Raw genomic sequence first — 20352 nt, forward strand, 5'->3', positions numbered from 1 at the left:
ATTTCAAGCGGAGGCCGCAAACGCCGCCTCCGTTTGTTCAGAATTTAAGCTTATGGCGACCGGCAAGAGAGTGTGACAGCGTTGTGCCGTCAACCATCTCCAGCTCACCGCCAACCGGAACGCCGTGAGCGATACGGCTGGCTTCGACGCCATATTGCGCGCAAAGCTCGGCAATATAGTTCGCCGTTGCCTCCCCTTCGACCGTGGGATTGGTCGCGAGGATCACTTCATTGAGCGGCTCAGAAGAAAGGCGCTGTTCCAGCCGGTCAAGTCCAATGTCGTCCGGCCCGATACCGTCGAGCGGCGACAGGTGCCCCATCAGCACGAAATAGCGCCCGGAAAATTGCCCGGTCTGCTCAATCGCGTAGATATCCGCCGGACTTTCGACCACGCAAATCTGACCGTTTTCCTGACGACGCGGGTTTGAACAGATATTGCACACGTCCTGCTCGGTGAAAGTACGGCAATCGGCACAGTGGCCGATTTCCGACATCGCCCGGGTCAGCGCTTGCGCCAGGCGCATCCCGCCGCTGCGGTCACGCTGTAACAGCGTAAACGCCATGCGCTGCGCCGACTTCGGGCCTACGCCCGGCAAACAGCGCAGCGCTTCCATAAGCTGAGTTAACAGCGGGCTGGTTTGCATCAGAACGGCATCTTAAAGCCTGGCGGCAGCTGCATACCGGAAGACACAGACGCCATTTTCTCTTTCTGCGTTTCTTCAATGCGACGAGCGGCATCGTTGAACGCGGCGGCGACCAGATCTTCCAGCATCTCTTTGTCATCTTCGAGCAGGCTCGGATCGATTTCCACGCGACGGCAGTTGTGCGCGCCGTTAATGGTCACTTTCACCAGACCTGCGCCGGACTCGCCGGTCACTTCCAGCTTCGCAATCTCTTCCTGCATCTGCTGCATTTTTTCCTGCATCTGCTGGGCCTGTTTCATCAGGTTGCCCAGACCGCCTTTACCAAACATAGGCTTCTCTCTCAATCACGTTAAGGGATGACAATCGTAAGCGACGCTTACGATCAAATGGGACGAATACTCTCTTCATCCAGATCCGCATCAAAAAAGCGACGCAGGGTCTGGATATTATTATCCGCAACGATCGACTCACGCGCCTGCGCAAGTTTTTCTTCATAAATGGCCTGACGCCACTCCAGCGGCGTGCGCACCGCCGGATTATCATCTTCTACGATAGTCAGTTCAACCGTTGTACCGGCCAGCGCGCTCAGCGCCTCGGCCAGTTTTTGTTTCGCGCCAGCGGAGTTCAGATGGCGCTGGCTGGAGCGCAAATGCAGACAGACAGCATTGCCGTTCTCTTCTTTCCAGGCATTGAGCGCCACCTGTTCCACCAGTTTCGGTAACGCTAACTGGCTCACCTGCGCCGCCCACGGGTCGCGTTCAATGGCTTCCGTCGCCAGCTTCGCCGCCAGTTCAGGCGTCTTTTCATGCTCCAGCGCTTTTTTCAGCGCTTTCGGCGTCGCGACAACGTCTTTCACTTCGACAACCGGAGTGGTTGCCTTCCAGCGATACGCTTCTTTCTTCACCGGCGCTTGTTCGAGCGCAGACGGTGCGGGACGCGCCTGCACGCGCTCCGTCACCGATGCCAGCCTTTCCAGCGCAGCGTTATTCACCGGCCGCGCGCGGGTTGCGGCTGCCGGTTCACTCTTTTTTGCTTTGGTTGCTCCCTGCGCGCGCTGAAGCTGATTGCGCGCCGCCAGCACCTGACTGGTGGCGTCGGACAATGGCGCGGCTGGCGCCTGCTGTGTCGGCGCAGACGGCTGCTGCGGCACCTGCGTCGGACTCATTACCGCCGTCGGGGCCACGGGCGCAAAAGACTGGCGCGGCGTCTCCGGTTCCGGCAACGGCATCCGTGGGTGAAACGCCAGCGCGCGCAGCAGGGTCATTTCAACCCCCATACGTCTGTCCGGCGCGTAAGGCAGCTCTTTACGACCCATCAACAACGTCTGGTAATAAAGCTGTACGTCCGTTGGCGGTACGGTTCGCGCCAGTTCGCGCATCCGTACTTCAATTGTCGCCATGTCGCTGCCCAGCGCCGCGGGTGAAAGCTGGACCAGCGCAATTCGATGCAGCAGGCCGAGCATTTCGACCAGCAACGCTTCCCACTCGATGCCGCGCGCCGCCGCGTCGTTGACCAACGACATGACGCGTTCACCGTCGGCGGCGATCACCGCTTCAACCAGCGACAGCGCCTGGTCGTCATCCAGCGTACCGAGCATCGCGCTCACCGCCTGGGTTGAAACCTGACCGTCGCCGCTGGCGATAGCCTGATCGGTCAGGCTAAGCGCGTCGCGCAGGCTCCCGTCTGCCGCCCGGGAAAGCAACTGCAACGCGCGAGGTTCGTGCGCGATGTGCTCTTCATTAAGAATGTGCTCAAGCTGGTGGCGGATCTGCTCGACGTCCAGCGCCTTAAGGTGAAATTGCAGACAGCGGGACAATATGGTCACCGGCAACTTCTGCGGGTCGGTGGTCGCCAACAGGAATTTGACGTGCGCTGGCGGCTCCTCAAGGGTTTTGAGCAGCGCGTTAAAGCTGTGACGGGACAGCATATGCACTTCGTCGATCAGGTACACCTTAAAGCGACCGCGCGCAGGGGCGTACTGAACGTTATCCAGCAGGTCGCGAGTGTCTTCGACTTTGGTACGCGACGCGGCGTCAATCTCGATGAGATCGACAAATCGTCCCTGCTCAATTTCACGGCAGTTGTCGCAAACGCCGCATGGCGTGGCGGTGATCCCGGTTTCGCAGTTCAACCCTTTCGCCAGCAGACGGGCGATAGAGGTTTTACCGACGCCGCGAGTCCCGGAAAAAAGATAAGCGTGGTGAATACGCCCTAGCGACAAGCCGTTCGCCAGTGCGGTTAGCACATGTTCCTGGCCGACAACGTCAGCAAAGGTTTGTGGGCGCCATTTTCGGGCTAAAACCTGATAACTCATTGGCTGGCTCTGCAACGCTGGAAGGTGAATTCATAGGGGGGAATGCTAACACAACCTCGCTCAATGAGCGAGGTTGCGGGGACCGGGATTAATGCCCGGCAAAGGAGACCAGACAGTAACTGGCGATACCCAATTTTTCCAGACGCGCTTCGCCGCCGAGATCCGGTAAATTGATGATAAACGCCGCGTCATTGACTTCACCACCCAGACGGCGGATCAGTTTCGCGGTGGCTTCGATGGTGCCGCCGGTCGCTAACAGGTCGTCCACCACCAGCACTTTGTCGCCAGGCTGAATGGCATCAACGTGAATTTCCAGTTGATCGGTGCCGTATTCCAGCTCGTAGCTTTCAGCGATTGTCTCACGCGGCAATTTGCGCGGTTTACGTACCGGCACAAAACCAACGCCAAGCCCCAGCGCCACCGGCGCGCCAAACAGGAAACCGCGCGCTTCGGTACCGACCACTTTGGTAATGCCCGCATCTTTGTAACGCTCAACCAGCAAGTCGATGCTGAGCGCGTAAGCCTTCGGGTCTTCCAGTAAGCTGGTGACATCACGGAAAAGAATGCCCGGTTTCGGGTAGTCCTGAATGCTTTTAATGCTATTTTTGAGAAACTCAAGCTGCTGTGCAGTCGCGGTCATAAGTGTGTGCCTGATAAATACGGTATTACTCTACATTGCGCGCAGTATACTTCATCCTGCAGATTGCCTTAACGCACTTTGGACGATCGTGTGTATAGCAGGCCAAAGTTACCTGTGGTTAACCTTTGACCAGGCGCGCCTGTGCTCGAAAACGGTCGAATTTACTGGCTACAGCCAGTAATTGCAACTGCGATGATTACGCTTCAGTGCTTTTGTTGCTTTTCATCAACTACCGGGATTCGCCACATAAATATCAGCAGGCAGGCGAGGATGAAAAGCAGGAGGATCCGCACCCACATCATGGGGGTCAGCCACAATGAGACGCCAAAGGTCATCAGGATCAGAATAATCGCCCGGGATTTCGCGCCCGGCGGCATCGCTTTATGTTTTTGCCAGTAGCGTAAATAGCTGCCAAACCACGAACGGTAGAGCAACCACTGATGAAAACGCGGCGACGAGCGGGCAAAGCACCAGGCGGCAAGTAAAATAAACGGCGTCGTCGGCAGAAGCGGCAATACCACGCCAAGCGTTCCAAGGACAACCGCAAGCCAGCCCGTGATGATCAAGAAGATTCGTTGCATAATAAAGGCATGTCGCAAACCAGAACGCTACTTTAGCATAACAGTTATCATTTTCATTGGAGTGTTGCATTGAAAACCGCCATGCTGCTACAAAAGCTGGACGATCGGCTCGCCGAATTGCGCCATCGTTGCGCACCGCTAGCGCAGCACGCAACACTCAGCCCTCGCTTCGATCGCCAGCTTTTCCAGACCCGCACTACGCGTCTTCAGGACTGCGTAGAGGAAGCGGAGGCCAATCTTCAGGCGCTACGCCAGGCGGTTATGCGACAGCAGCTTCCACAGGTCGCCTGGCTGGCGGAACACCTCGCCTCACAGCTGGAGGCTATCGCCCGCGAGTGTGAAAGCTGGTCGCTGCGCGAATGGGACAGCAGCTCACCCACCCTGACCAAATGGCAGCGTAAACGCCTTCAGCATCAGGAATTTGAACGCCGCCTGCGAGTGATGACGCAGGAACGTAAAATGCGCCTCGCCGAAACCCACAGTCTGCAGGAACAACAGACGCTGCAGCGCGAAGTGGAAATCTATGAAGGTCGTCTGGCGCGCTGTCGCAAGGCGCTCGACAGCATTGAACGCGTCATCGCACACTTAACCCGCTAAACCCCGGAGAATCTATGTCACTGGAAAACGCCCCGGACGAGGTCAAACTGGCCGTCGATTTGATCGTGCTGCTGGAAGAGAATCAGCTCCCTCCGCGAACCGTGCTACGCGCGCTGGAAATCGTTATGCGTGATTATGAAAACAAGCTCAAAAGCGCGGAAGACGGCTCGCAATATCAATGATTACTGTCTGGTGGAGCGTCGCGGCGAATGGCATAGTCGCCGCAACAATTCGCGACCATTGGATGGCTCATGGAACGACTTCCCCCTTCACCGCACGATGCGGTTTTCCGACAGATGCTGACGCAAAAAGCCGTTGCCCGGGATTTTCTGCAGATTCACCTGCCCGGTCATTTTCTTCAGATCTGTAATCTGGACTCCTTAAAGCTGGAGTCCGGTAGTTTTGTCGAAGAAAATTTACGCAATCGGTATGCTGATATCCTTTATTCCTTAGAGACGGAACAGGGTCCTGGTTACATTTATGCGCTGATTGAGCATCAGAGCACACCCGATAAGCTCATGGCATTCCGAATGATGCGCTATGCGATTGCCGCCATGCAGCGCCATCTTGATGCGGGACATACAACGTTGCCGTTAGTGGTGCCTATCCTCTTTTACCAGGGGCTAAAAAGCCCATGGCCCCACAGCCTCAACTGGCAAAGTCTGTTTAGTGAACCCGAGATGGCAAAGACGCTATACGACAGTGAATTTCCGCTGGTGGACCTGACGGCGATACCGGATAATCAGATCCTGCAGCATCAACGGATGGCGATGCTGGAACTCCTGCAAAAACATATTCGTCAACGCGATTTGAGTGAGTTACTGGATCAGTTGATCACATTGCTAACGCAGCAATCGCTTACCGACCCTCAACTTAACGTGTTGATAAACTATATGGTGAAGGCAGGTAATTGTGAAAATCCCGGCGTACTGATTCGCCAACTGGCACAAGGTGCGCCTCAGTATAAGGATCAACTGATGACGATTGCCGAATGGCTGGAAGAGAAAGGCCGCACAGAGGGTATTCAACTGGGAATGCAACAAGGTCTTGAAGAGGGTGCCCGTGTCATTGCACGTAGAATGCTGGATGACGGGATGGAATCCTCACGTATTATGCAGTTTACTGGCCTGACCGCAGAAGAACTGGCTGCGCTGTCTCATTAAACAATCGAGGGGCGACATTCGCCGCCCCCCGTTTGGTTAACTTACCGCCGGCGTCGGATCGTCGCCTTTAATCTCGCGCTTCACTTCCGTCACTTCATCGCCCTTATCGTTGCGCAGATGCACTTCAAGTTGATTAAAGGCAATGTCGATATTGTTTTCGCGGCACAGGCGGTCAATGGCGCGGTTCAGTTCGTCCACGGTATGGCTGCGATCGCGCAGTTCGCGGACGTACAAACGCAGCTCGTGGTCGAGCGTACTGGCGCCGAAGGTGGTAAAGAACACTTCAGGCTGCGGATCGTGCATCACCTTTGGATGCTCCAGCGCCGCCTGTTGCAGAACCTTACGCACTTTTTCCAGATCTGAACCATAGGCCACGCCAATGCGGATCACCAGTCGCGTGGTGGTATCAGACAGGGACCAGTTGATCAGACGTTCGGTCACAAACGCCTTGTTCGGGATGATCACCTCTTTGCGATCGAAGTCAGTGATAGTGGTCGCACGGATGCGGATCTTACTGACGGTCCCTGAATAGGTGCCGATGGTCACCGTATCGCCGATCCGCACCGGACGTTCGAACAGGATAATCAGACCGGAGACAAAGTTACCGAAGATCTCCTGCAAACCAAAACCCAGACCGACCGACAGCGCCGCCGCCAGCCACTGCAGTTTATCCCACGAAACGCCAAGCGACCCGAATACTGTCATCGCCCCGACGGCGATAATAATGTAATTGAGGATCGTGGTGATCGCGTACGATGCGCCCTGGCGCATTTTAAGCCGCGAGAGCACTAACACTTCCAGCAGGCCCGGCAGGTTACGGATCAATGCCCAGGCCACCATTGAGGCGATAATGGCAAACAGTAAACTGCCCATCGTCACGCTCTTCACCACCGCGGCGCCCGCTTCAGTGCCGTTGTAATGCCAGAGCGTAATGCTGTCGAGATAGCTGAACACGGTGATCAGATCGGACCAAATCGCCCAGAACATGACCGCAAACAGCGAGACCATCAGCAGCATGGTGATACGCAGCGTTTGCTGGTTCACCTGCTCAAGCGCGATCGTCGGCTCCTCCTGCGGTTCCGCCCCTTCAGCGCCCTCTTTCACCAGATTTTGCCGACGCGCCAGTGCGCGACGCCAGGCAATGCGCCGCGCCGCAACGCTCAGTCCGCGCAGTACGGTCTGGTAAAGCAGATTCCAGATAATCACCAGATAAACGGTCTCTATCCAGCGACCCGCCAGGCGAAGCGTGGTATAGAAATAGCCGGTCGCGGTCAGCACCATCAGGGCAACCGGAATAATCGACAGGATAGTGATCGTGACCAGTCGCAGTCCATGAGACTCTTTGTCGCGCCAGCTTTCCCGGAACATCGGCCAGACCAGAAACGCGATCAACAGCAGGTTAAGGAAAATCATCGCCTGCCCCAGCACATCATCCATCAGATGCAGCGGCGACTGCTCGGCCACCACCGACCAGAAGTGCAGCGGCAGCAGCGCCAGACTGATGCGTACGATCTGACGCCGCCAGTGGCTGGTCAGCTGCGCGGGCATCCCGAAGTGTCGAATCGCCACCCCTTCTTTTTCCAGTACCTTCCAGCACAGGCCAAACACCAGCCAGAAGATGGCCAGTTTTTTGCTGAACGCCCACAGCAGGTCGCTGATGTTGAGCTGCATTGTCAGCAAAATCAGGCCGACGGCGAGGATAAGCAGGCACGCAGGCAGGGCGCGAATCAGATCGATCAGAATCGCTTTCGGCGTATTCAACTGGCTGTCATTGCGTAAGGAACCGACCGCCGCAGCGAGTTTTTGCTGCCAGGCTTTCAGCCATTTCAGACGCCAGCGAATCACGCCGGCAATCAGTAACAGCGGCAAACCAGCGAGAAACGCGATGAATACCGCAGGCCAGGCTTTCTCCCAGTTAACGGTGATTTTCATCGCCTTAAACTGCTCTTTCAGGGTTTCCGGGAACGCCTTTATCCAGTCCCAGTCCATCGGACGGTTGCTGTTTACCCAGAAGATTTGCTGGGTGAGAATTTCTTTCAGGCTTTTTGATACGCTCATTAACTGCTGTTGATTAATTTGCAGGTTAATGGCCATCATCAGCTGATTGCCAAGCTGCTTATTCAACTGGTCCAGCAGCTCGCGGCGCATATCGACCACCTGCAGCAGCGCGTCGTGCACCTCGTCGTTAACGTCGCTCTGATGCCCCTCTTCCAGTTTGGCGACGAAAGCATCATTCTGAAACAGCGCGTCGCGCTGTTGGTTGACTTCAAACTGCTCAAGACGCAAATCCGCGATGCGGTTGGTCATATCTTCAAGCTCATCTGCCGACGGCAGGGTTTGCTGCTGCTGATACAGGATACGAGACAGCAGGAGGCTCCCCTTCAGCACCGCGATCTGTTCTTTAATATTGCGTTCAGACTGCAGGGCGCGATCCAGCCAGTTTTTGACTTTGATGTTTTGCTGCATCAACGCGTTGCCGTTTTCCGTCGCGGTAATCAGACGCTGGCTGAGCTGATGGTTGATATCCAGTTCCTGCTTCACCAGCGGATTGGCCTGAATGCGCGCGGTCTCATCTGGCGAAATGGCCTCCTGCGCGGTCTTTTCAGTGAGCGTTAGCCGCTTGTTATTCACCGCTTCCTGCAACAGCTGCAACTGATGCTCAATCCGGTTGCTGTTGGCGGTGACGAAATCGCGCTGCTTTTGCAAAGTGTCCTGGAGCACTGTATTGCCTTCCAGGCTTTTACGCTGTTGCTCAATCTGGGCATTCAGCAACACTTGCTGCGCTTGTAGCAGCACCTGTTGAGTTGGACGTAACGCCGTTTCGCCGACGCCATCCAGTTGGTTACGGATTTGCTGAAGCTGTTGGGAAGCGGCGTACATAGCGTTCTGCACGCGCTCTGGCTGCGTTTGCAGGGAAACTAACTGACTGTTATAGGTCGCCAGGTCGTTTTGCGAATTCTGCAGATCATCCAGCGCCTGGGCCACGCGCAGCTCCAGCTGACGCAGTGACAGAGTGCTGAGGGTTTTCCGCGTCTCGTCGTCATTATCGACATCGCTCAGCGCGTTAAGGGACTCCACGGCCTGACGCATTTTTTCCGGCGCCTGTGACACTTTCTGGCGTAACTGAACTGTCTCCTCTTTCACCCGTTCGATTTTCTCCAGCGTGGCAATGGTCTCGGTGAGATCCTGCTGAATCAGTTTGTCCTGGGCGGAAAGGTCTTTTTGTTTATTGAGTGTATCCAGTTGGCTTTGCACATCCGCCCGGGAAGGCAGGTCACCGTTTGTGGAGGCGCGGGCCAATGCCAATGACGGGCAGGACAACATAAGAATGAAAACAGCCACCGTGACAAAAATAAGGTGCTGTGAACGTTTATAGAGCTGCAACATAGTCATGTGAATGAAGGTTTCTGAACCGAAAAGACGACCGAAAATAGTCAACGCGCAAGAATATCACGGCTCTCTTAGGCAGAATAGCGGCAGCGAAATCGACCAGGACAATTCCTGGCGCGGGTTCAGGCCTGCGCGTCAGGCGCGACGGCGCGCAGTGTGGGGCAAAACATAAACATTTCCAGCAGGATAGCGACGTAATCGCGCGCTTCTTTTTTGAGATCGAACGAATGCGGCGCAAACAGCCAGTTTTCCATGATGCCCGAGACGTAGCCGCGCATGATAACCGCGGCGCGGCGCGTGAGCAGATTCGCGGGAAGCATATTGGCTTTTATACAGTGCGTGAGGGTCTGCTCAATACGGTCGTAGCTCTCCAGACAGATGTTTCTTTGCGCCTGCTGCACTACGGCCATTTCTCCCACAAATTCGCATTTGTGGAATATAATCTCCATCAATAAACGTCGCCGCTCTTCCGTCACGGTAGATTCAAGAAGATGAACTAATATTTCTCTTAATACAGATAGTGGATCGTCGGGGAATTTTGCCTGATACTCAGTCTCAAGCTCACCAATGTTGGATTCTGACAGCTCCCAGATTTCACTGAATAAATCCGACTTGTTTCTGAAATGCCAATAGATTGCGCCACGAGTAACGCCCGCGGCTTTTGCAATCTCCGCCAGCGAGGTGGAAGATACCCCTTGTTGCGAGAACAAACGTAGCGCTACATCCAGTATGTGTTGTCGTGTTTCCTGCGCTTGTTGTTTGGTTTTTCGTGCCATATGTCGGTGAATTTACAGGCGTTAGATTTACATACATTTATGAATGTATGTACCATAGCACGACGATAATATAAACGCAGCAATGGGTTTGTGGACTTTTGACCATTGATCAATTTGAAATCGGACACTCGAGGTTTACATATGAACAAAAACAGAGGGTTAACGCCTCTGGCGGTCGTTCTGATGCTCTCAGGCAGCTTAGCGCTAACAGGATGTGACGACAAACCGGCCCAACAAGGGGGCCAGCAAATGCCAGAAGTTGGGGTTGTGACGCTCAAAACTGAACCTCTGCAGATCACCACTGAACTTCCGGGTCGCACCAGTGCTTTCCGTATTGCCGAAGTTCGCCCTCAGGTAAGCGGCATTATCCTGAAGCGGAATTTCGAGGAAGGCAGCGATATCGAAGCAGGTGTGTCTCTCTATCAGATTGATCCTGCGACTTATCAAGCGTCATACGAAAGTGCGAAAGGCGATCTGGCGAAAGCCCAGGCCGCAGCCAGCATCGCGCAGGTCACGGTGAACCGTTATAAGAAACTGCTCGGCACGCAGTACATCAGTAAACAAGACTACGATCAGGCGCTGGCGGATGCGCAACAGGCGAATGCTGCCGTGCTTGCCGCTAAAGCCGCCGTTGAAACGGCGCGTATTAACCTGGCGTACACCAAGGTGACCTCTCCGATTAGCGGCCGTATTGGTAAATCGTCCGTAACCGAAGGCGCACTGGTGCAAAACGGTCAGGCGACCGCGCTGGCGACCGTACAACAGCTTGATCCGATCTACGTTGATGTTACCCAGTCGAGCAACGACTTCCTGCGCCTGAAACAAGAACTGGCTAACGGAACGCTGAAACAGGAAAACGGCAAGGCGAAAGTTGAGCTGGTGACCAGTGACGGCATTAAATTCCCGCAGACAGGCACGCTTGAGTTTTCAGACGTGACCGTCGACCAGACTACCGGTTCTATTACTTTACGCGCCATCTTCCCTAACCCGGACCACACGCTGCTGCCGGGTATGTTTGTCCGCGCGCGTTTGCAGGAAGGGACTAACCCATCCGCTCTGCTGGTGCCGCAGCAGGGGGTAACCCGTACGCCGCGTGGCGATGCTACCGCGTTGGTCGTCGGCGCAGATAACAAAGTCGAAACCCGTCAAATTGTGGCCAGTCAGGCGATTGGTGACAAGTGGCTGGTGACCGATGGGCTGAAAGCGGGTGACCGTGTTGTCGTCAGTGGGCTGCAGAAAGTGCGTCCTGGTGCGCAGGTGAAAGCACAAGAGATTACCGCAGATAACAAACAGCAAGCTGCTGGCGGTAACCAGCCTGAGCAAACTAAGTCTTAACTTAAACAGGAGCCGTTAAGACATGCCAAATTTCTTTATCGATCGCCCCATATTCGCATGGGTGATCGCCATTATCATCATGTTGGCAGGGGGGCTTGCGATCCTCAAACTGCCGGTCGCGCAATATCCAACGATTGCGCCGCCAGCAGTGACGATCTCCGCAACCTACCCTGGCGCTGATGCGCAAACCGTGCAGGACACCGTCACACAGGTTATCGAACAGAACATGAACGGTATCGATAACCTGATGTACATGTCCTCAAACAGTGACTCCACGGGTACCGTGCAGATCACCCTGACGTTTGAATCCGGTACCGATGCGGACATTGCGCAGGTTCAGGTGCAGAACAAACTGCAGCTGGCGATGCCGTTGCTGCCGCAGGAAGTTCAACAGCAGGGCGTGAGCGTTGAGAAGTCATCCAGTAGCTTCCTGATGGTTGTCGGGGTTATCAACACCGACGGTTCCATGACCCAGGAAGATATTTCGGACTACGTTGCCGCCAACATGAAGGACGCCATCAGCCGTACTTCCGGCGTGGGTGACGTGCAGTTGTTCGGTTCGCAGTACGCGATGCGTATCTGGATGGACCCGACAGCGCTCAACAAATTTCAGCTGACGCCGGTCGATGTGATCAACGCAATCAAAGCGCAGAACGCCCAGGTTGCGGCGGGTCAGTTAGGCGGTACGCCGCCGGTGAAAGGCCAGCAGTTGAACGCCTCGATCATTGCCCAGACGCGTCTGACTTCAACCGAAGAATTCGGCAAAATCCTGCTGAAAGTGAATCAGGATGGTTCGCAGGTTCGTCTGCGTGACGTTTCCAAAATCGAACTGGGCGGCGAGAACTACGACGTTATTGCGAAGTTCAACGGCCAGCCTGCGTCCGGTTTAGGGATTAAACTGGCGACGGGCGCCAACGCGCTCGACACCGCGACAGCGATCCGTGCTGAACTGGCGAAAATGGAGCCGTTCTTCCCGTCGGGCCTGAAAATTGTTTACCCGTATGACACCACCCCGTTCGTGAAAATCTCCATTCATGAAGTGGTGAAAACGCTGGTGGAAGCGATCATTCTCGTGTTCCTGGTAATGTATCTGTTCCTGCAGAACTTCCGCGCGACGCTGATCCCAACCATTGCCGTTCCGGTGGTTCTGTTGGGGACCTTTGCGGTCCTTGCGGCCTTCGGCTTCTCGATAAACACCCTGACGATGTTCGGGATGGTGCTCGCCATCGGTCTGTTGGTGGATGACGCCATCGTGGTGGTCGAGAACGTCGAACGTGTTATGTCCGAAGAGGGCCTGCCGCCGAAGGAAGCGACGCGTAAATCAATGGGCCAGATTCAGGGCGCACTGGTGGGTATCGCGATGGTTCTGTCGGCGGTGTTTATCCCGATGGCCTTCTTTGGCGGCTCGACCGGGGCTATCTATCGTCAGTTCTCCATCACTATCGTCTCCGCGATGGCGCTGTCGGTTCTGGTAGCGTTGATCCTGACGCCGGCGCTGTGCGCCACCATGCTCAAGCCCATCGCCAAAGGCGACCACGGTGAAGGCAAAAAAGGCTTTTTCGGCTGGTTTAACCGCATGTTCGATAAGAGCACGCACCACTACACCGACAGCGTAGGCAACATTCTGCGCAGTACCGGTCGTTATCTGCTGCTGTATCTGATCATTGTGGTCGGCATGGCCTTTCTGTTCGTTCGTCTGCCAAGCTCCTTCCTGCCGGATGAAGACCAGGGGGTATTCCTGAGCATGGCCCAGTTGCCTGCCGGTGCGACTCAGGAACGGACGCAGAAAGTTCTCGATGAGATGACCGACTATTTCCTGACCAAAGAAAAAGCCAACGTTGAGTCGGTGTTTGCGGTTAACGGCTTCGGCTTTGCGGGTCGCGGTCAGAACACCGGTATCGCGTTCGTCTCGCTGAAAGATTGGGCCGATCGTCCGGGCGATGAGAACAAAGTTGAGGCGATTACCCAACGTGCGTCAGCGGCCTTCTCGCAGATTAAAGACGCGATGGTCTTCGCCTTTAACCTGCCGGCGATTGTTGAGTTGGGTACTGCAACCGGCTTCGACTTCCAGTTGATCGACCAGGCGGGTCTTGGCCATGAAAAACTGACACAGGCACGTAACCAGCTGTTTGGCGAAGTGGCAAAACACCCGGATCTGCTGGTTGGTGTTCGTCCTAACGGTCTGGAAGATACGCCGCAGTTCAAAATTGATATCGACCAGGAAAAAGCACAGGCGCTGGGCGTTTCCATTAGTGATATCAATACCACACTGGGCGCAGCCTGGGGCGGCAGCTACGTAAACGACTTTATCGATCGTGGTCGTGTGAAGAAAGTTTACGTAATGTCTGAAGCGAAATACCGCATGTTGCCGGAAGATATTGGTAACTGGTACGTCCGCGGCAGCGATGGCCAGATGGTGCCGTTCTCGGCCTTCTCGTCGTCACGCTGGGAATACGGTTCACCGCGTCTGGAACGCTATAACGGTCTGCCTTCCATGGAGATTCTGGGCCAGGCGGCGCCGGGCAAGAGTACCGGTGAAGCGATGGCGATGATGGAAGAGCTGGCAAGCAAGCTGCCTTCCGGCATCGGCTATGACTGGACGGGGATGTCCTATCAGGAACGTCTGTCCGGCAACCAGGCCCCTGCCCTGTACGCCATCTCGCTGATCGTCGTCTTCCTGTGTCTGGCGGCGTTGTATGAGAGCTGGTCGATTCCGTTCTCGGTTATGCTGGTGGTTCCGCTTGGGGTTATCGGCGCGCTGCTGGCGGCGACCTTCCGCGGGTTGACCAACGACGTTTACTTCCAGGTGGGCCTCCTCACAACCATTGGGTTGTCGGCGAAGAACGCGATCTTGATCGTCGAATTCGCCAAAGACCTGATGGATAAAGAAGGTAAAGGCCTGATTGAAGCCACGCTTGAAGCGGTACGTATGCGTTTACGTCCGATCCTGATGACCTCGCTGGCGTTCATTCTGGGCGTTATGCCGCTGGTTATCAGCTCCGGCGCAGGCTCCGGCGCGCAGAACGCCGTGGGGACAGGCGTGATGGGCGGTATGGTCACCGCGACCGTACTGGCTATCTTCTTCGTTCCGGTGTTCTTTGTGGTGGTACGCCGTCGCTTCAGCCGCAAGAGCGAAGATGTCGAGCACAGCCATACCGTAGAGCATCGTTGATCCGCATTATAATAAAGGCCGCGCAAGCGGCCTTTTTTTTCGAGTGACAGTGTTCATCGCGCTAATTGCAACGTCGTTTACTTACGATTGAGGAATAAACGTCTTTATCCACAACAGTGAGGAGGATTTTCTTAGCGGTTTTAGTTAATTCTTATTTGTCGATTATTAATTCATTATTAAGAGTATTCCTGGCGATGAAAACAGCGACACCTCCCCCGCAACAACTAAGTCAATGAAAAGATAAGATATATTGAGTCTACGACTCAGGATAAAATACCTTATTCCGGACAGCCTCTATTACGTGCTATAATGATAATGTTGCACCCCACTCTTCTATTCACTTAATTGTAATTTTTCGTAATAGGACGATGAAATCTTTTATAGAGTAGATTATAGTTAAAGCATCAGGAGCAGAGGGCAAGTTCCAGGTCTGTTAGTTGTATCCATCCCGAAAGGTGTTCGGTTAGTTAAAGCCACTAAGAAGGGGATGCGTTATGGATGAATACTCACCCAAAAGACATGATATCGCTCAGCTGAAATTTCTTTGTGAAACGCTTTATCATGATTGTCTTGCAAACCTTGAAGAAAGCAATCATGGCTGGGTTAACGATCCAACCTCGGCTATCAACCTGCAACTCAACGAACTGATCGAGCATATTGCAACCTTCGCGCTTAATTATAAAATTAAGTATAACGAGGACAATAAGCTGATCGAACAGATTGATGAATATCTGGACGACACTTTTATGTTGTTCAGCAGTTATGGCATTAATGCGCAGGACCTCCAAAAATGGCAGAAATCCGGGAATCGCTTGTTCCGCTGCTTTGTGAATGCCACCAGGGCTAATCCTGTTAGTTTGTCTTGTTAAATATTATTACAATCATAGGTAAGAATCATGTCCGATAAACCATTAACTAAAACTGATTATTTGATGCGTTTGCGACGCTGCCAGACTATTGACACGCTGGAACGCGTGATTGAAAAAAATAAATATGAATTGTCTGACAATGAATTGGCTGTATTTTACTCAGCAGCAGATCACCGTCTCGCAGAATTAACCATGAATAAACTTTACGACAAGATCCCCTCCTCCGTCTGGAAATTCATCCGTTAATTCGTGGCAGACTCATTAGAAAATACGGATGTTTTCTTGCGAAACAATGTTGAATATTTGCTTTAAGCGTCGATACGCTGTTGTGAATTCTGTCACAAAATAACGCAGGGAACGTTCCCTGACACCCTCTGTCCCTCTACTGTATGGCTTTTAATGCTAACGCAGAGAGTGCATGGAATGAGTGAAGAAAAGCAAAAAATGATCGCGGGCGAGCTGTACCGACCCTCGGATGACACCCTGCGCGATGACCGGATGCAGGCGCGCAAGTGGGTTCACCGCTACAATCAGACCGCCCCGGACGAAAAAGCCGAACGCCTGGCGATCCTCACCGCGCTTCTCGGTCACTGTGACAAGCCCTATATCGAACCGTCCTTTCGCTGTGACTACGGTTACAATATCTTTCTCGGGAAAGACTTTTACGCCAATTTCGACTGTGTACTGTTGGACGTTTGCCCCATCCGCATTGGCGACAACTGTATGCTGGCGCCCGGCGTTCATATTTATACCGCCACCCATCCTCTGGACGCGACTGAACGCAACAGCGGACGGGAGTTCGGCAAACCGGTCACCATCGGCAATAATGTCTGGATTGGCGGACGCGCGGTGATTAATCCGGGCGTAACGATTGGCGACAATGTCGTTGTGGCCTCCGGCGCGGTGGTGACCAAAGATGTGCCGGCAAACGTGGTCGTAGGCGGCAATCCAGCGCGGATCCTGAAACACCTGTCGGCCTGATTGTAACTGTTATGCTAAATTGTGGTTAATCTGTTACTTTTTTCAGGGTTACGCCGCTTTTAAAATGGGGTGTTCATCTGCAAGTAGCACAATCACAAAGGCTAAAAATGACAGAAATACAACGCCTGCTTACCGAAACCATTGACGATCTTAACGTGCGTGAGAAGCGCGATAATAAGCCGCGCTTCAGTATCAGCTTTATCCGCAAACATCCGGGCCTGTTTATCGGCATGTACATCGCCTGGTTCGCCACCCTCGCGGTCATGTTGCAGTCCGACACGCTGGTTGGCTCAGTCTGGCTGCTGGTCGTGCTTTTCATCTTACTGAACGGTTTTTTCTTTTTTGACGTCGCTCCGCGCTATCGTTATGAAGATATCGACGTGCTGGACTTCCGGGTGTGTTACAACGGCGAGTGGTACAACACGCGATTCGTTCCCCCGGCTTTGGTTGAGACGATTCTTGAGTCCCCGCGCGTCAATCGCGAACAGAAGACGCAGTTACAGAAGATGCTCTCCCGTAAGGGCGAGCTGTCGTTTTATGACATTTTTACTCTGGCACGCGCTGAAGCGCAGCAATAACCTGCCGAGGCCGGATGGCGCGCTCCGCCATCCGGCCTCGGGTAATCTTACCGACGCTTTTTCCGCCCTTGTACTGCCTTAAAACGCGGATTCGTTTTACAAATCACATATAACCGCCCTTTTCTTCTGACAATCTGACAGTCCGGATGGCGCTGCTTTGCGCTGCGCAAGGAATTCAGTACCTGCATTTTCACCCCCGCTTCGAGCTTAAAAAATGGCCAAAACGTTTCTCAAAGCGCGCCGCGCTGCCTTCGTTAGCAAACGTTTTTTGCTTACCGGTGTAATACGGATGCGACTTAGATGAAACATCAATAGTGACGTACGGGTAGACCACACCGTCCAGCTCAATTTCGCGATCCGTTTTAATGGTTGACCCTACTTTAAAATATTCATCAGCGCTGGTGTCGTGAAACACCACGGTGCGGTAAGCAGGATGGATATTCGGTTTCATCTTTACCCCCTCAATTGTTACAATATAACATAACAATAAAATACGCCAAGCCTGGCCGTTTATCAACCCCATGAAAACCAGGCTCAATACGCACATTGCACTTAACACACTCACCAATACCGGTTTTTTTCCGCGATCGGATATAATTTCTTTACGATGCGTTATTAAGGATATCTTCGTGACCACACGACATCTGGTTAGCCTGGTAACGGGCGTGCTGATCCTCGCTATTTTGCTGCCAGTAGGGGTGAGCATCTGGCTTGCCCATCGCCAGGTCGAGAGGAAGTTTATTGAGGAGCTGGATAACTATTCCACCCAGGTGTTTGAGCGCACCCAGCGTGTGGTCCAGCAGGCGAAAAATGCCCTACAGGACATTGAGGCAGTGACCAGCCTCCCCTGCTCGCATGACCATTTGCTGGCGATGCGGCGTATCTCTTTTAGCTACCGCTATGTACAGGAAGTGCTGTACCTGGAAAACAACATCCCGCGATGCTCGTCGCTGGAACAGGAAAGCCATACCGCTCCTTTTCCGCCCGCAATGAAGCTGACCGATGACGGTTACCAGGCCTGGTTTACCACGCATAACGATTTGGGGATTGCGCGCTATATGACCGCGCTGGGGAATGGTCGCTATATCGTAATGATCGATCCCGCCTCATTTATTGACGTTGTGCCCTTTGGCGCATGGCAAATCGATGTGGCGATAATCGGCACACAACGTAATATTGTTATCGCCAGTAGCGGGACCATTCCTCCCGCCGTTCTGCAATATACCCGCGAACAAACGCCGCGCCATCTGGAACGTCACGGCGTGGTATATGAAATCCGTCCCTTCCCGGAAATGGGGATTGCCATTGTCAGTTGGGCTTCCACGCGTCCACTGGATAAAATCTGGTATCAACAGGCGTTTATCTGGGTGCCCGTCGGTACGGCGATTGGGCTTCTGGCAGCGGCGTTTATCCTGCGCATTTTGCGGCGTATTCAGTCTCCCCGTCATCGGCTACAGGATGCTATACATAACCGGGACATCAGCGTTCACTATCAACCCATCATGTCGCTGACCACGGGGAAGATCGTTGGCGCAGAGGCGCTGGCGCGTTGGCGGCAAACTGACGGCAGCTTTCTTTCGCCGGACATTTTTATTCCGCTTGCCGCTCAGACCGGGCTTACCGAATCGCTTACCCGGCTGATCATCGAGTCGGTGTTTGAAGATATGGGGCAATGGCTTCAGCAGCATCCGGAACAGCATATTTCCATCAATATTGAATCCGCGGATCTTGCCTCAGAGAAGCTCCCGGCGCTGCTCAACAAACTGCTCCAGCAGTACCAGGTTTCTCCTTCTCAGATAGCCCTGGAACTGACTGAACGCGCTTTTGCCGATCCAAAAACCAGCTCGCCCATCGTTGCCCGCTATCGTGAAGCGGGACATGCCATCTATATTGACGATTTCGGTACCGGTTTCTCCAGCCTCAGTTACCTGCAGAATCTGGAAGTGGATATCATGAAAATTGATAAATCCTTTGTCAGCGCGCTGGAATACAAAAACGTGACGCCGCACATTATCGAAATGGCCCGGACGCTGAATCTGAAGATGGTGGCCGAGGGAATTGAAACGGCGAAGCAGGAAGCATGGTTACGCCAGCATGGCGTGGATTATGGTCAGGGCTGGCTGTACAGCAAAGCGCTGCCCAAAACGGCGTTTATCCTCTGGGCTGAAGAGCACCTTTGAGGTGAAAATGGCTGGCGGCACGCCGCACAGCCAGTCACGTTATTCGTCGAGAATAGGGGCAAATCCACCGTAGATCATGCGTTTACCATCAAACGGCATTTCATCGCCGAATTCTTTCATCCGCGGGTCGGACATCATCTTTTGATTCGCCGCATCCCGTACTTCTTTCGACGGGTATTCGATCCAGCTGAACACCACTTCTTCGTTTTCTCCGGCTTTAACCGCCATGCGAAAATCGGTGACGCTGCCCTCTGGCACGTCGTCGGCCCAGCATTCAACGATGCGAAGCGCGCCAAATTCCTTAAACAGCGGTGCTGCTTTCGCCGCCAGCGCCATATAAGCCTCCTTGTTTTCGGCGGGGACGGCTACAACAAAACCATCAACATACTTCATGAGAAAAACCTCCGAAGTTTACTGCGCGGCCAGCCTTTCCAGCCACGTCAGTCGGATTAAGTGTAGTCGTCTCTCGTCAACTACGCTGTCTGGATCCGGGACCGGGAAGTGTAGCGAAACCACGGCAAACAGAGCTGAATTAACGGCCCGATCGCCAGAGCGTACAGCACCGTTCCTACGCCAAGCGTGCCGCCCAGCAGCCAGCCGCTGAAGAGCACCGACACCTCGATCACCGTTCGGATCAGACGTACCGACCAACCGGTGCGGGCATGAATGCCGGTCATCAGCCCGTCCCGCGGCCCGGCGCCAAAGCCAGCGCCGATATACATGCTCGTCGCCAGCGCGTTGACCACCACCGCCGCCGCCAGCATCACGCTGCGCACGACCAGCGAGGAGAGTTCCGGCATCAGCGCCAGCGCAGCATCGGCGGCAAGTCCAATGACAATAACGTTGCTGAATGTGCCTAAGCCGGGACGCTGGCGCAGCGGGATCCACAGCAACAGGACCAGCGCGCCGACGATAATCATCACGATGCCTATCTTCATTGACAGCAGATTTGCCAACCCAAGATGAAAAACGTTCCACGGATCGGCGCCTAAGTCCGCGCGCACAAACATGGCGGTTGAGACTCCATACAGAGCCAGTCCAAAATAGAGTTGCAGCAGTCGACGTCCCATTTTCCCCTCCCCGTCAAGATGGCTTTTATCTTCGCCATAATTGGCACTATGATTAATGACCAG

At 54.0% G+C, this 20352-nt stretch carries 21 protein-coding genes and 1 other annotated feature; of the genes, 10 read left to right on the top strand and 11 right to left on the bottom strand.

Features of this window, described 5'->3' with window-relative positions; genetic code table 11:
* Positions 1-37: 37 nt before the first annotated feature.
* The 5 genes from recR to CSE01S_RS06445 form a co-directional block, all read right to left on the bottom strand.
* Positions 38-643 carry a recombination mediator RecR gene (gene recR, locus CSE01S_RS06425; protein WP_042285814.1) on the bottom strand — a complete coding sequence of 202 codons (606 nt, stop codon included), beginning with the start codon at positions 641-643 and terminating at the stop codon, positions 38-40.
* A complete protein-coding gene (locus CSE01S_RS06430; RefSeq protein WP_001515903.1) occupies positions 643-972 on the bottom strand; it encodes a YbaB/EbfC family nucleoid-associated protein in 330 nt (109 codons plus the stop codon). Before CSE01S_RS06430 ends, recR begins: the two co-directional genes overlap by 1 nt.
* A gap of 53 nt (positions 973-1025) precedes the next feature.
* Positions 1026-2957: a DNA polymerase III subunit gamma/tau gene (gene dnaX, locus CSE01S_RS06435; RefSeq protein WP_042285817.1), complete on the bottom strand. Its 1932-nt coding sequence runs from the start codon at positions 2955-2957 to the stop codon at positions 1026-1028.
* Positions 1629-1693: a sequence feature (DnaX frameshifting element), on the bottom strand. It overlaps the preceding gene by 65 nt.
* 88 nt (positions 2958-3045) lie before the next feature.
* The gene (gene apt / locus CSE01S_RS06440) at positions 3046-3597 is read right to left on the bottom strand and encodes an adenine phosphoribosyltransferase (RefSeq protein ID WP_042285819.1); all 552 of its coding nucleotides are present in this window, start codon (positions 3595-3597) and stop codon (positions 3046-3048) included.
* Between the two features lie 203 nt (positions 3598-3800).
* On the bottom strand, positions 3801-4178 hold the full coding sequence (locus tag CSE01S_RS06445) for a DUF454 family protein (RefSeq protein WP_042285821.1): 378 nt from the start codon (positions 4176-4178) through the stop codon (positions 3801-3803).
* Positions 4179-4247: 69 nt separating this feature from the next.
* On the opposite strand from CSE01S_RS06445, the gene priC reads away from it, so the two are divergent.
* From priC to CSE01S_RS06460, 3 genes are all read left to right on the top strand, one after another.
* Positions 4248-4775 (top strand): primosomal replication protein N'', encoded by a 528-nt coding sequence (gene priC, locus CSE01S_RS06450; RefSeq protein WP_042285823.1) that lies wholly within the window; start codon positions 4248-4250, stop codon positions 4773-4775.
* 14 nt (positions 4776-4789) lie between these two features.
* Entirely contained in the window at positions 4790-4957 is a 168-nt protein-coding gene (gene rsmS, locus CSE01S_RS06455) for a pleiotropic regulatory protein RsmS (protein ID WP_042285825.1), read from the top strand.
* 69 nt (positions 4958-5026) lie between these two features.
* On the top strand, positions 5027-5938 hold the full coding sequence (locus CSE01S_RS06460; RefSeq protein WP_042285827.1) for an Rpn family recombination-promoting nuclease/putative transposase: 912 nt from the start codon (positions 5027-5029) through the stop codon (positions 5936-5938).
* Between the two features lie 36 nt (positions 5939-5974).
* Here CSE01S_RS06460 and mscK read toward each other — a convergent pair whose 3' ends face one another.
* Positions 5975-9331, bottom strand: coding sequence for a mechanosensitive channel MscK (gene mscK / locus CSE01S_RS06465; RefSeq protein ID WP_042285830.1), 3357 nt, complete (start codon positions 9329-9331; stop codon positions 5975-5977).
* 119 nt (positions 9332-9450) lie between these two features.
* Complete coding sequence (acrR, locus tag CSE01S_RS06470; RefSeq protein ID WP_042285832.1) at positions 9451-10104, bottom strand: multidrug efflux transporter transcriptional repressor AcrR; 654 nt, start codon at positions 10102-10104, stop codon at positions 9451-9453.
* A 141-nt stretch (positions 10105-10245) separates the two neighbouring features.
* On the opposite strand from acrR, the gene acrA reads away from it, so the two are divergent.
* From acrA to CSE01S_RS06500, 6 genes are all read left to right on the top strand, one after another.
* Entirely contained in the window at positions 10246-11439 is a 1194-nt protein-coding gene (gene acrA / locus CSE01S_RS06475) for a multidrug efflux RND transporter periplasmic adaptor subunit AcrA (protein WP_042285835.1), read from the top strand.
* Between the two features lie 22 nt (positions 11440-11461).
* Positions 11462-14611, top strand: a complete 3150-nt coding sequence (gene acrB / locus CSE01S_RS06480) for an efflux RND transporter permease AcrB (RefSeq protein ID WP_042285838.1) — start codon at positions 11462-11464, stop codon at positions 14609-14611.
* Between the two features lie 494 nt (positions 14612-15105).
* On the top strand, positions 15106-15480 hold the full coding sequence (gene tomB, locus CSE01S_RS06485) for an Hha toxicity modulator TomB (RefSeq protein WP_042285841.1): 375 nt from the start codon (positions 15106-15108) through the stop codon (positions 15478-15480).
* 27 nt (positions 15481-15507) lie between these two features.
* Positions 15508-15726 carry a hemolysin expression-modulating protein Hha gene (hha, locus tag CSE01S_RS06490; protein WP_001280991.1) on the top strand — a complete coding sequence of 73 codons (219 nt, stop codon included), beginning with the start codon at positions 15508-15510 and terminating at the stop codon, positions 15724-15726.
* Positions 15727-15903: 177 nt separating this feature from the next.
* The gene (gene maa, locus CSE01S_RS06495) at positions 15904-16461 is read left to right on the top strand and encodes a maltose O-acetyltransferase (protein WP_042285845.1); all 558 of its coding nucleotides are present in this window, start codon (positions 15904-15906) and stop codon (positions 16459-16461) included.
* Positions 16462-16568: 107 nt separating this feature from the next.
* On the top strand, positions 16569-17039 hold the full coding sequence (locus CSE01S_RS06500) for a YlaC family protein (protein WP_042285848.1): 471 nt from the start codon (positions 16569-16571) through the stop codon (positions 17037-17039).
* Positions 17040-17086: 47 nt separating this feature from the next.
* Here CSE01S_RS06500 and ykgO read toward each other — a convergent pair whose 3' ends face one another.
* The gene (gene ykgO / locus CSE01S_RS06505; protein ID WP_016537667.1) at positions 17087-17227 is read right to left on the bottom strand and encodes a type B 50S ribosomal protein L36; all 141 of its coding nucleotides are present in this window, start codon (positions 17225-17227) and stop codon (positions 17087-17089) included.
* A gap of 2 nt (positions 17228-17229) precedes the next feature.
* Positions 17230-17490 carry a type B 50S ribosomal protein L31 gene (locus CSE01S_RS06510; protein WP_042285853.1) on the bottom strand — a complete coding sequence of 87 codons (261 nt, stop codon included), beginning with the start codon at positions 17488-17490 and terminating at the stop codon, positions 17230-17232.
* Between the two features lie 178 nt (positions 17491-17668).
* On the opposite strand from CSE01S_RS06510, the gene pdeB reads away from it, so the two are divergent.
* Entirely contained in the window at positions 17669-19219 is a 1551-nt protein-coding gene (gene pdeB / locus CSE01S_RS06515; RefSeq protein WP_042285856.1) for a cyclic di-3',5'-guanosine monophosphate phosphodiesterase PdeB, read from the top strand.
* A 39-nt stretch (positions 19220-19258) separates the two neighbouring features.
* On the opposite strand, the gene CSE01S_RS06520 is transcribed toward pdeB, so the two are convergent.
* Positions 19259-19612: a DUF1428 domain-containing protein gene (locus tag CSE01S_RS06520; protein ID WP_042285859.1), complete on the bottom strand. Its 354-nt coding sequence runs from the start codon at positions 19610-19612 to the stop codon at positions 19259-19261.
* An 80-nt stretch (positions 19613-19692) separates the two neighbouring features.
* Positions 19693-20289: a membrane protein YczE gene (yczE, locus tag CSE01S_RS22710; protein WP_042285861.1), complete on the bottom strand. Its 597-nt coding sequence runs from the start codon at positions 20287-20289 to the stop codon at positions 19693-19695.
* Positions 20290-20352 lie beyond the last annotated feature (63 nt).

The organism is Citrobacter sedlakii NBRC 105722 (assembly GCF_000759835.1).
Taxonomy (GTDB): Bacteria; Pseudomonadota; Gammaproteobacteria; order Enterobacterales; family Enterobacteriaceae; genus Citrobacter_A; species Citrobacter_A sedlakii.

Excerpts from the sequence above, each read along its gene's own strand:
- acrA (WP_042285835.1), top strand. The coding sequence starts at position 10,246 with ATGAACAAAAACAGAGGGTTAACGCCTCTGGCGGTCGTTCTGATGCTC.
- CSE01S_RS06445 (WP_042285821.1), bottom strand. The coding sequence starts at position 4,178 with ATGCAACGAATCTTCTTGATCATCACGGGCTGGCTTGCGGTTGTCCTT.
- dnaX (WP_042285817.1), bottom strand. The coding sequence starts at position 2,957 with ATGAGTTATCAGGTTTTAGCCCGAAAATGGCGCCCACAAACCTTTGCT.
- CSE01S_RS06520 (WP_042285859.1), bottom strand. The coding sequence starts at position 19,612 with ATGAAGTATGTTGATGGTTTTGTTGTAGCCGTCCCCGCCGAAAACAAG.
- ykgO (WP_016537667.1), bottom strand. The coding sequence starts at position 17,227 with ATGCAGGTACTGAATTCCTTGCGCAGCGCAAAGCAGCGCCATCCGGAC.
- yczE (WP_042285861.1), bottom strand. The coding sequence starts at position 20,289 with ATGGGACGTCGACTGCTGCAACTCTATTTTGGACTGGCTCTGTATGGA.
- maa (WP_042285845.1), top strand. The coding sequence starts at position 15,904 with ATGAGTGAAGAAAAGCAAAAAATGATCGCGGGCGAGCTGTACCGACCC.
- apt (WP_042285819.1), bottom strand. The coding sequence starts at position 3,597 with ATGACCGCGACTGCACAGCAGCTTGAGTTTCTCAAAAATAGCATTAAA.
- acrB (WP_042285838.1), top strand. The coding sequence starts at position 11,462 with ATGCCAAATTTCTTTATCGATCGCCCCATATTCGCATGGGTGATCGCC.
- rsmS (WP_042285825.1), top strand. The coding sequence starts at position 4,790 with ATGTCACTGGAAAACGCCCCGGACGAGGTCAAACTGGCCGTCGATTTG.
- CSE01S_RS06500 (WP_042285848.1), top strand. The coding sequence starts at position 16,569 with ATGACAGAAATACAACGCCTGCTTACCGAAACCATTGACGATCTTAAC.
- CSE01S_RS06430 (WP_001515903.1), bottom strand. The coding sequence starts at position 972 with ATGTTTGGTAAAGGCGGTCTGGGCAACCTGATGAAACAGGCCCAGCAG.
- acrR (WP_042285832.1), bottom strand. The coding sequence starts at position 10,104 with ATGGCACGAAAAACCAAACAACAAGCGCAGGAAACACGACAACACATA.
- tomB (WP_042285841.1), top strand. The coding sequence starts at position 15,106 with ATGGATGAATACTCACCCAAAAGACATGATATCGCTCAGCTGAAATTT.
- hha (WP_001280991.1), top strand. The coding sequence starts at position 15,508 with ATGTCCGATAAACCATTAACTAAAACTGATTATTTGATGCGTTTGCGA.
- CSE01S_RS06510 (WP_042285853.1), bottom strand. The coding sequence starts at position 17,490 with ATGAAACCGAATATCCATCCTGCTTACCGCACCGTGGTGTTTCACGAC.
- mscK (WP_042285830.1), bottom strand. The coding sequence starts at position 9,331 with ATGACTATGTTGCAGCTCTATAAACGTTCACAGCACCTTATTTTTGTC.
- recR (WP_042285814.1), bottom strand. The coding sequence starts at position 643 with ATGCAAACCAGCCCGCTGTTAACTCAGCTTATGGAAGCGCTGCGCTGT.
- CSE01S_RS06460 (WP_042285827.1), top strand. The coding sequence starts at position 5,027 with ATGGAACGACTTCCCCCTTCACCGCACGATGCGGTTTTCCGACAGATG.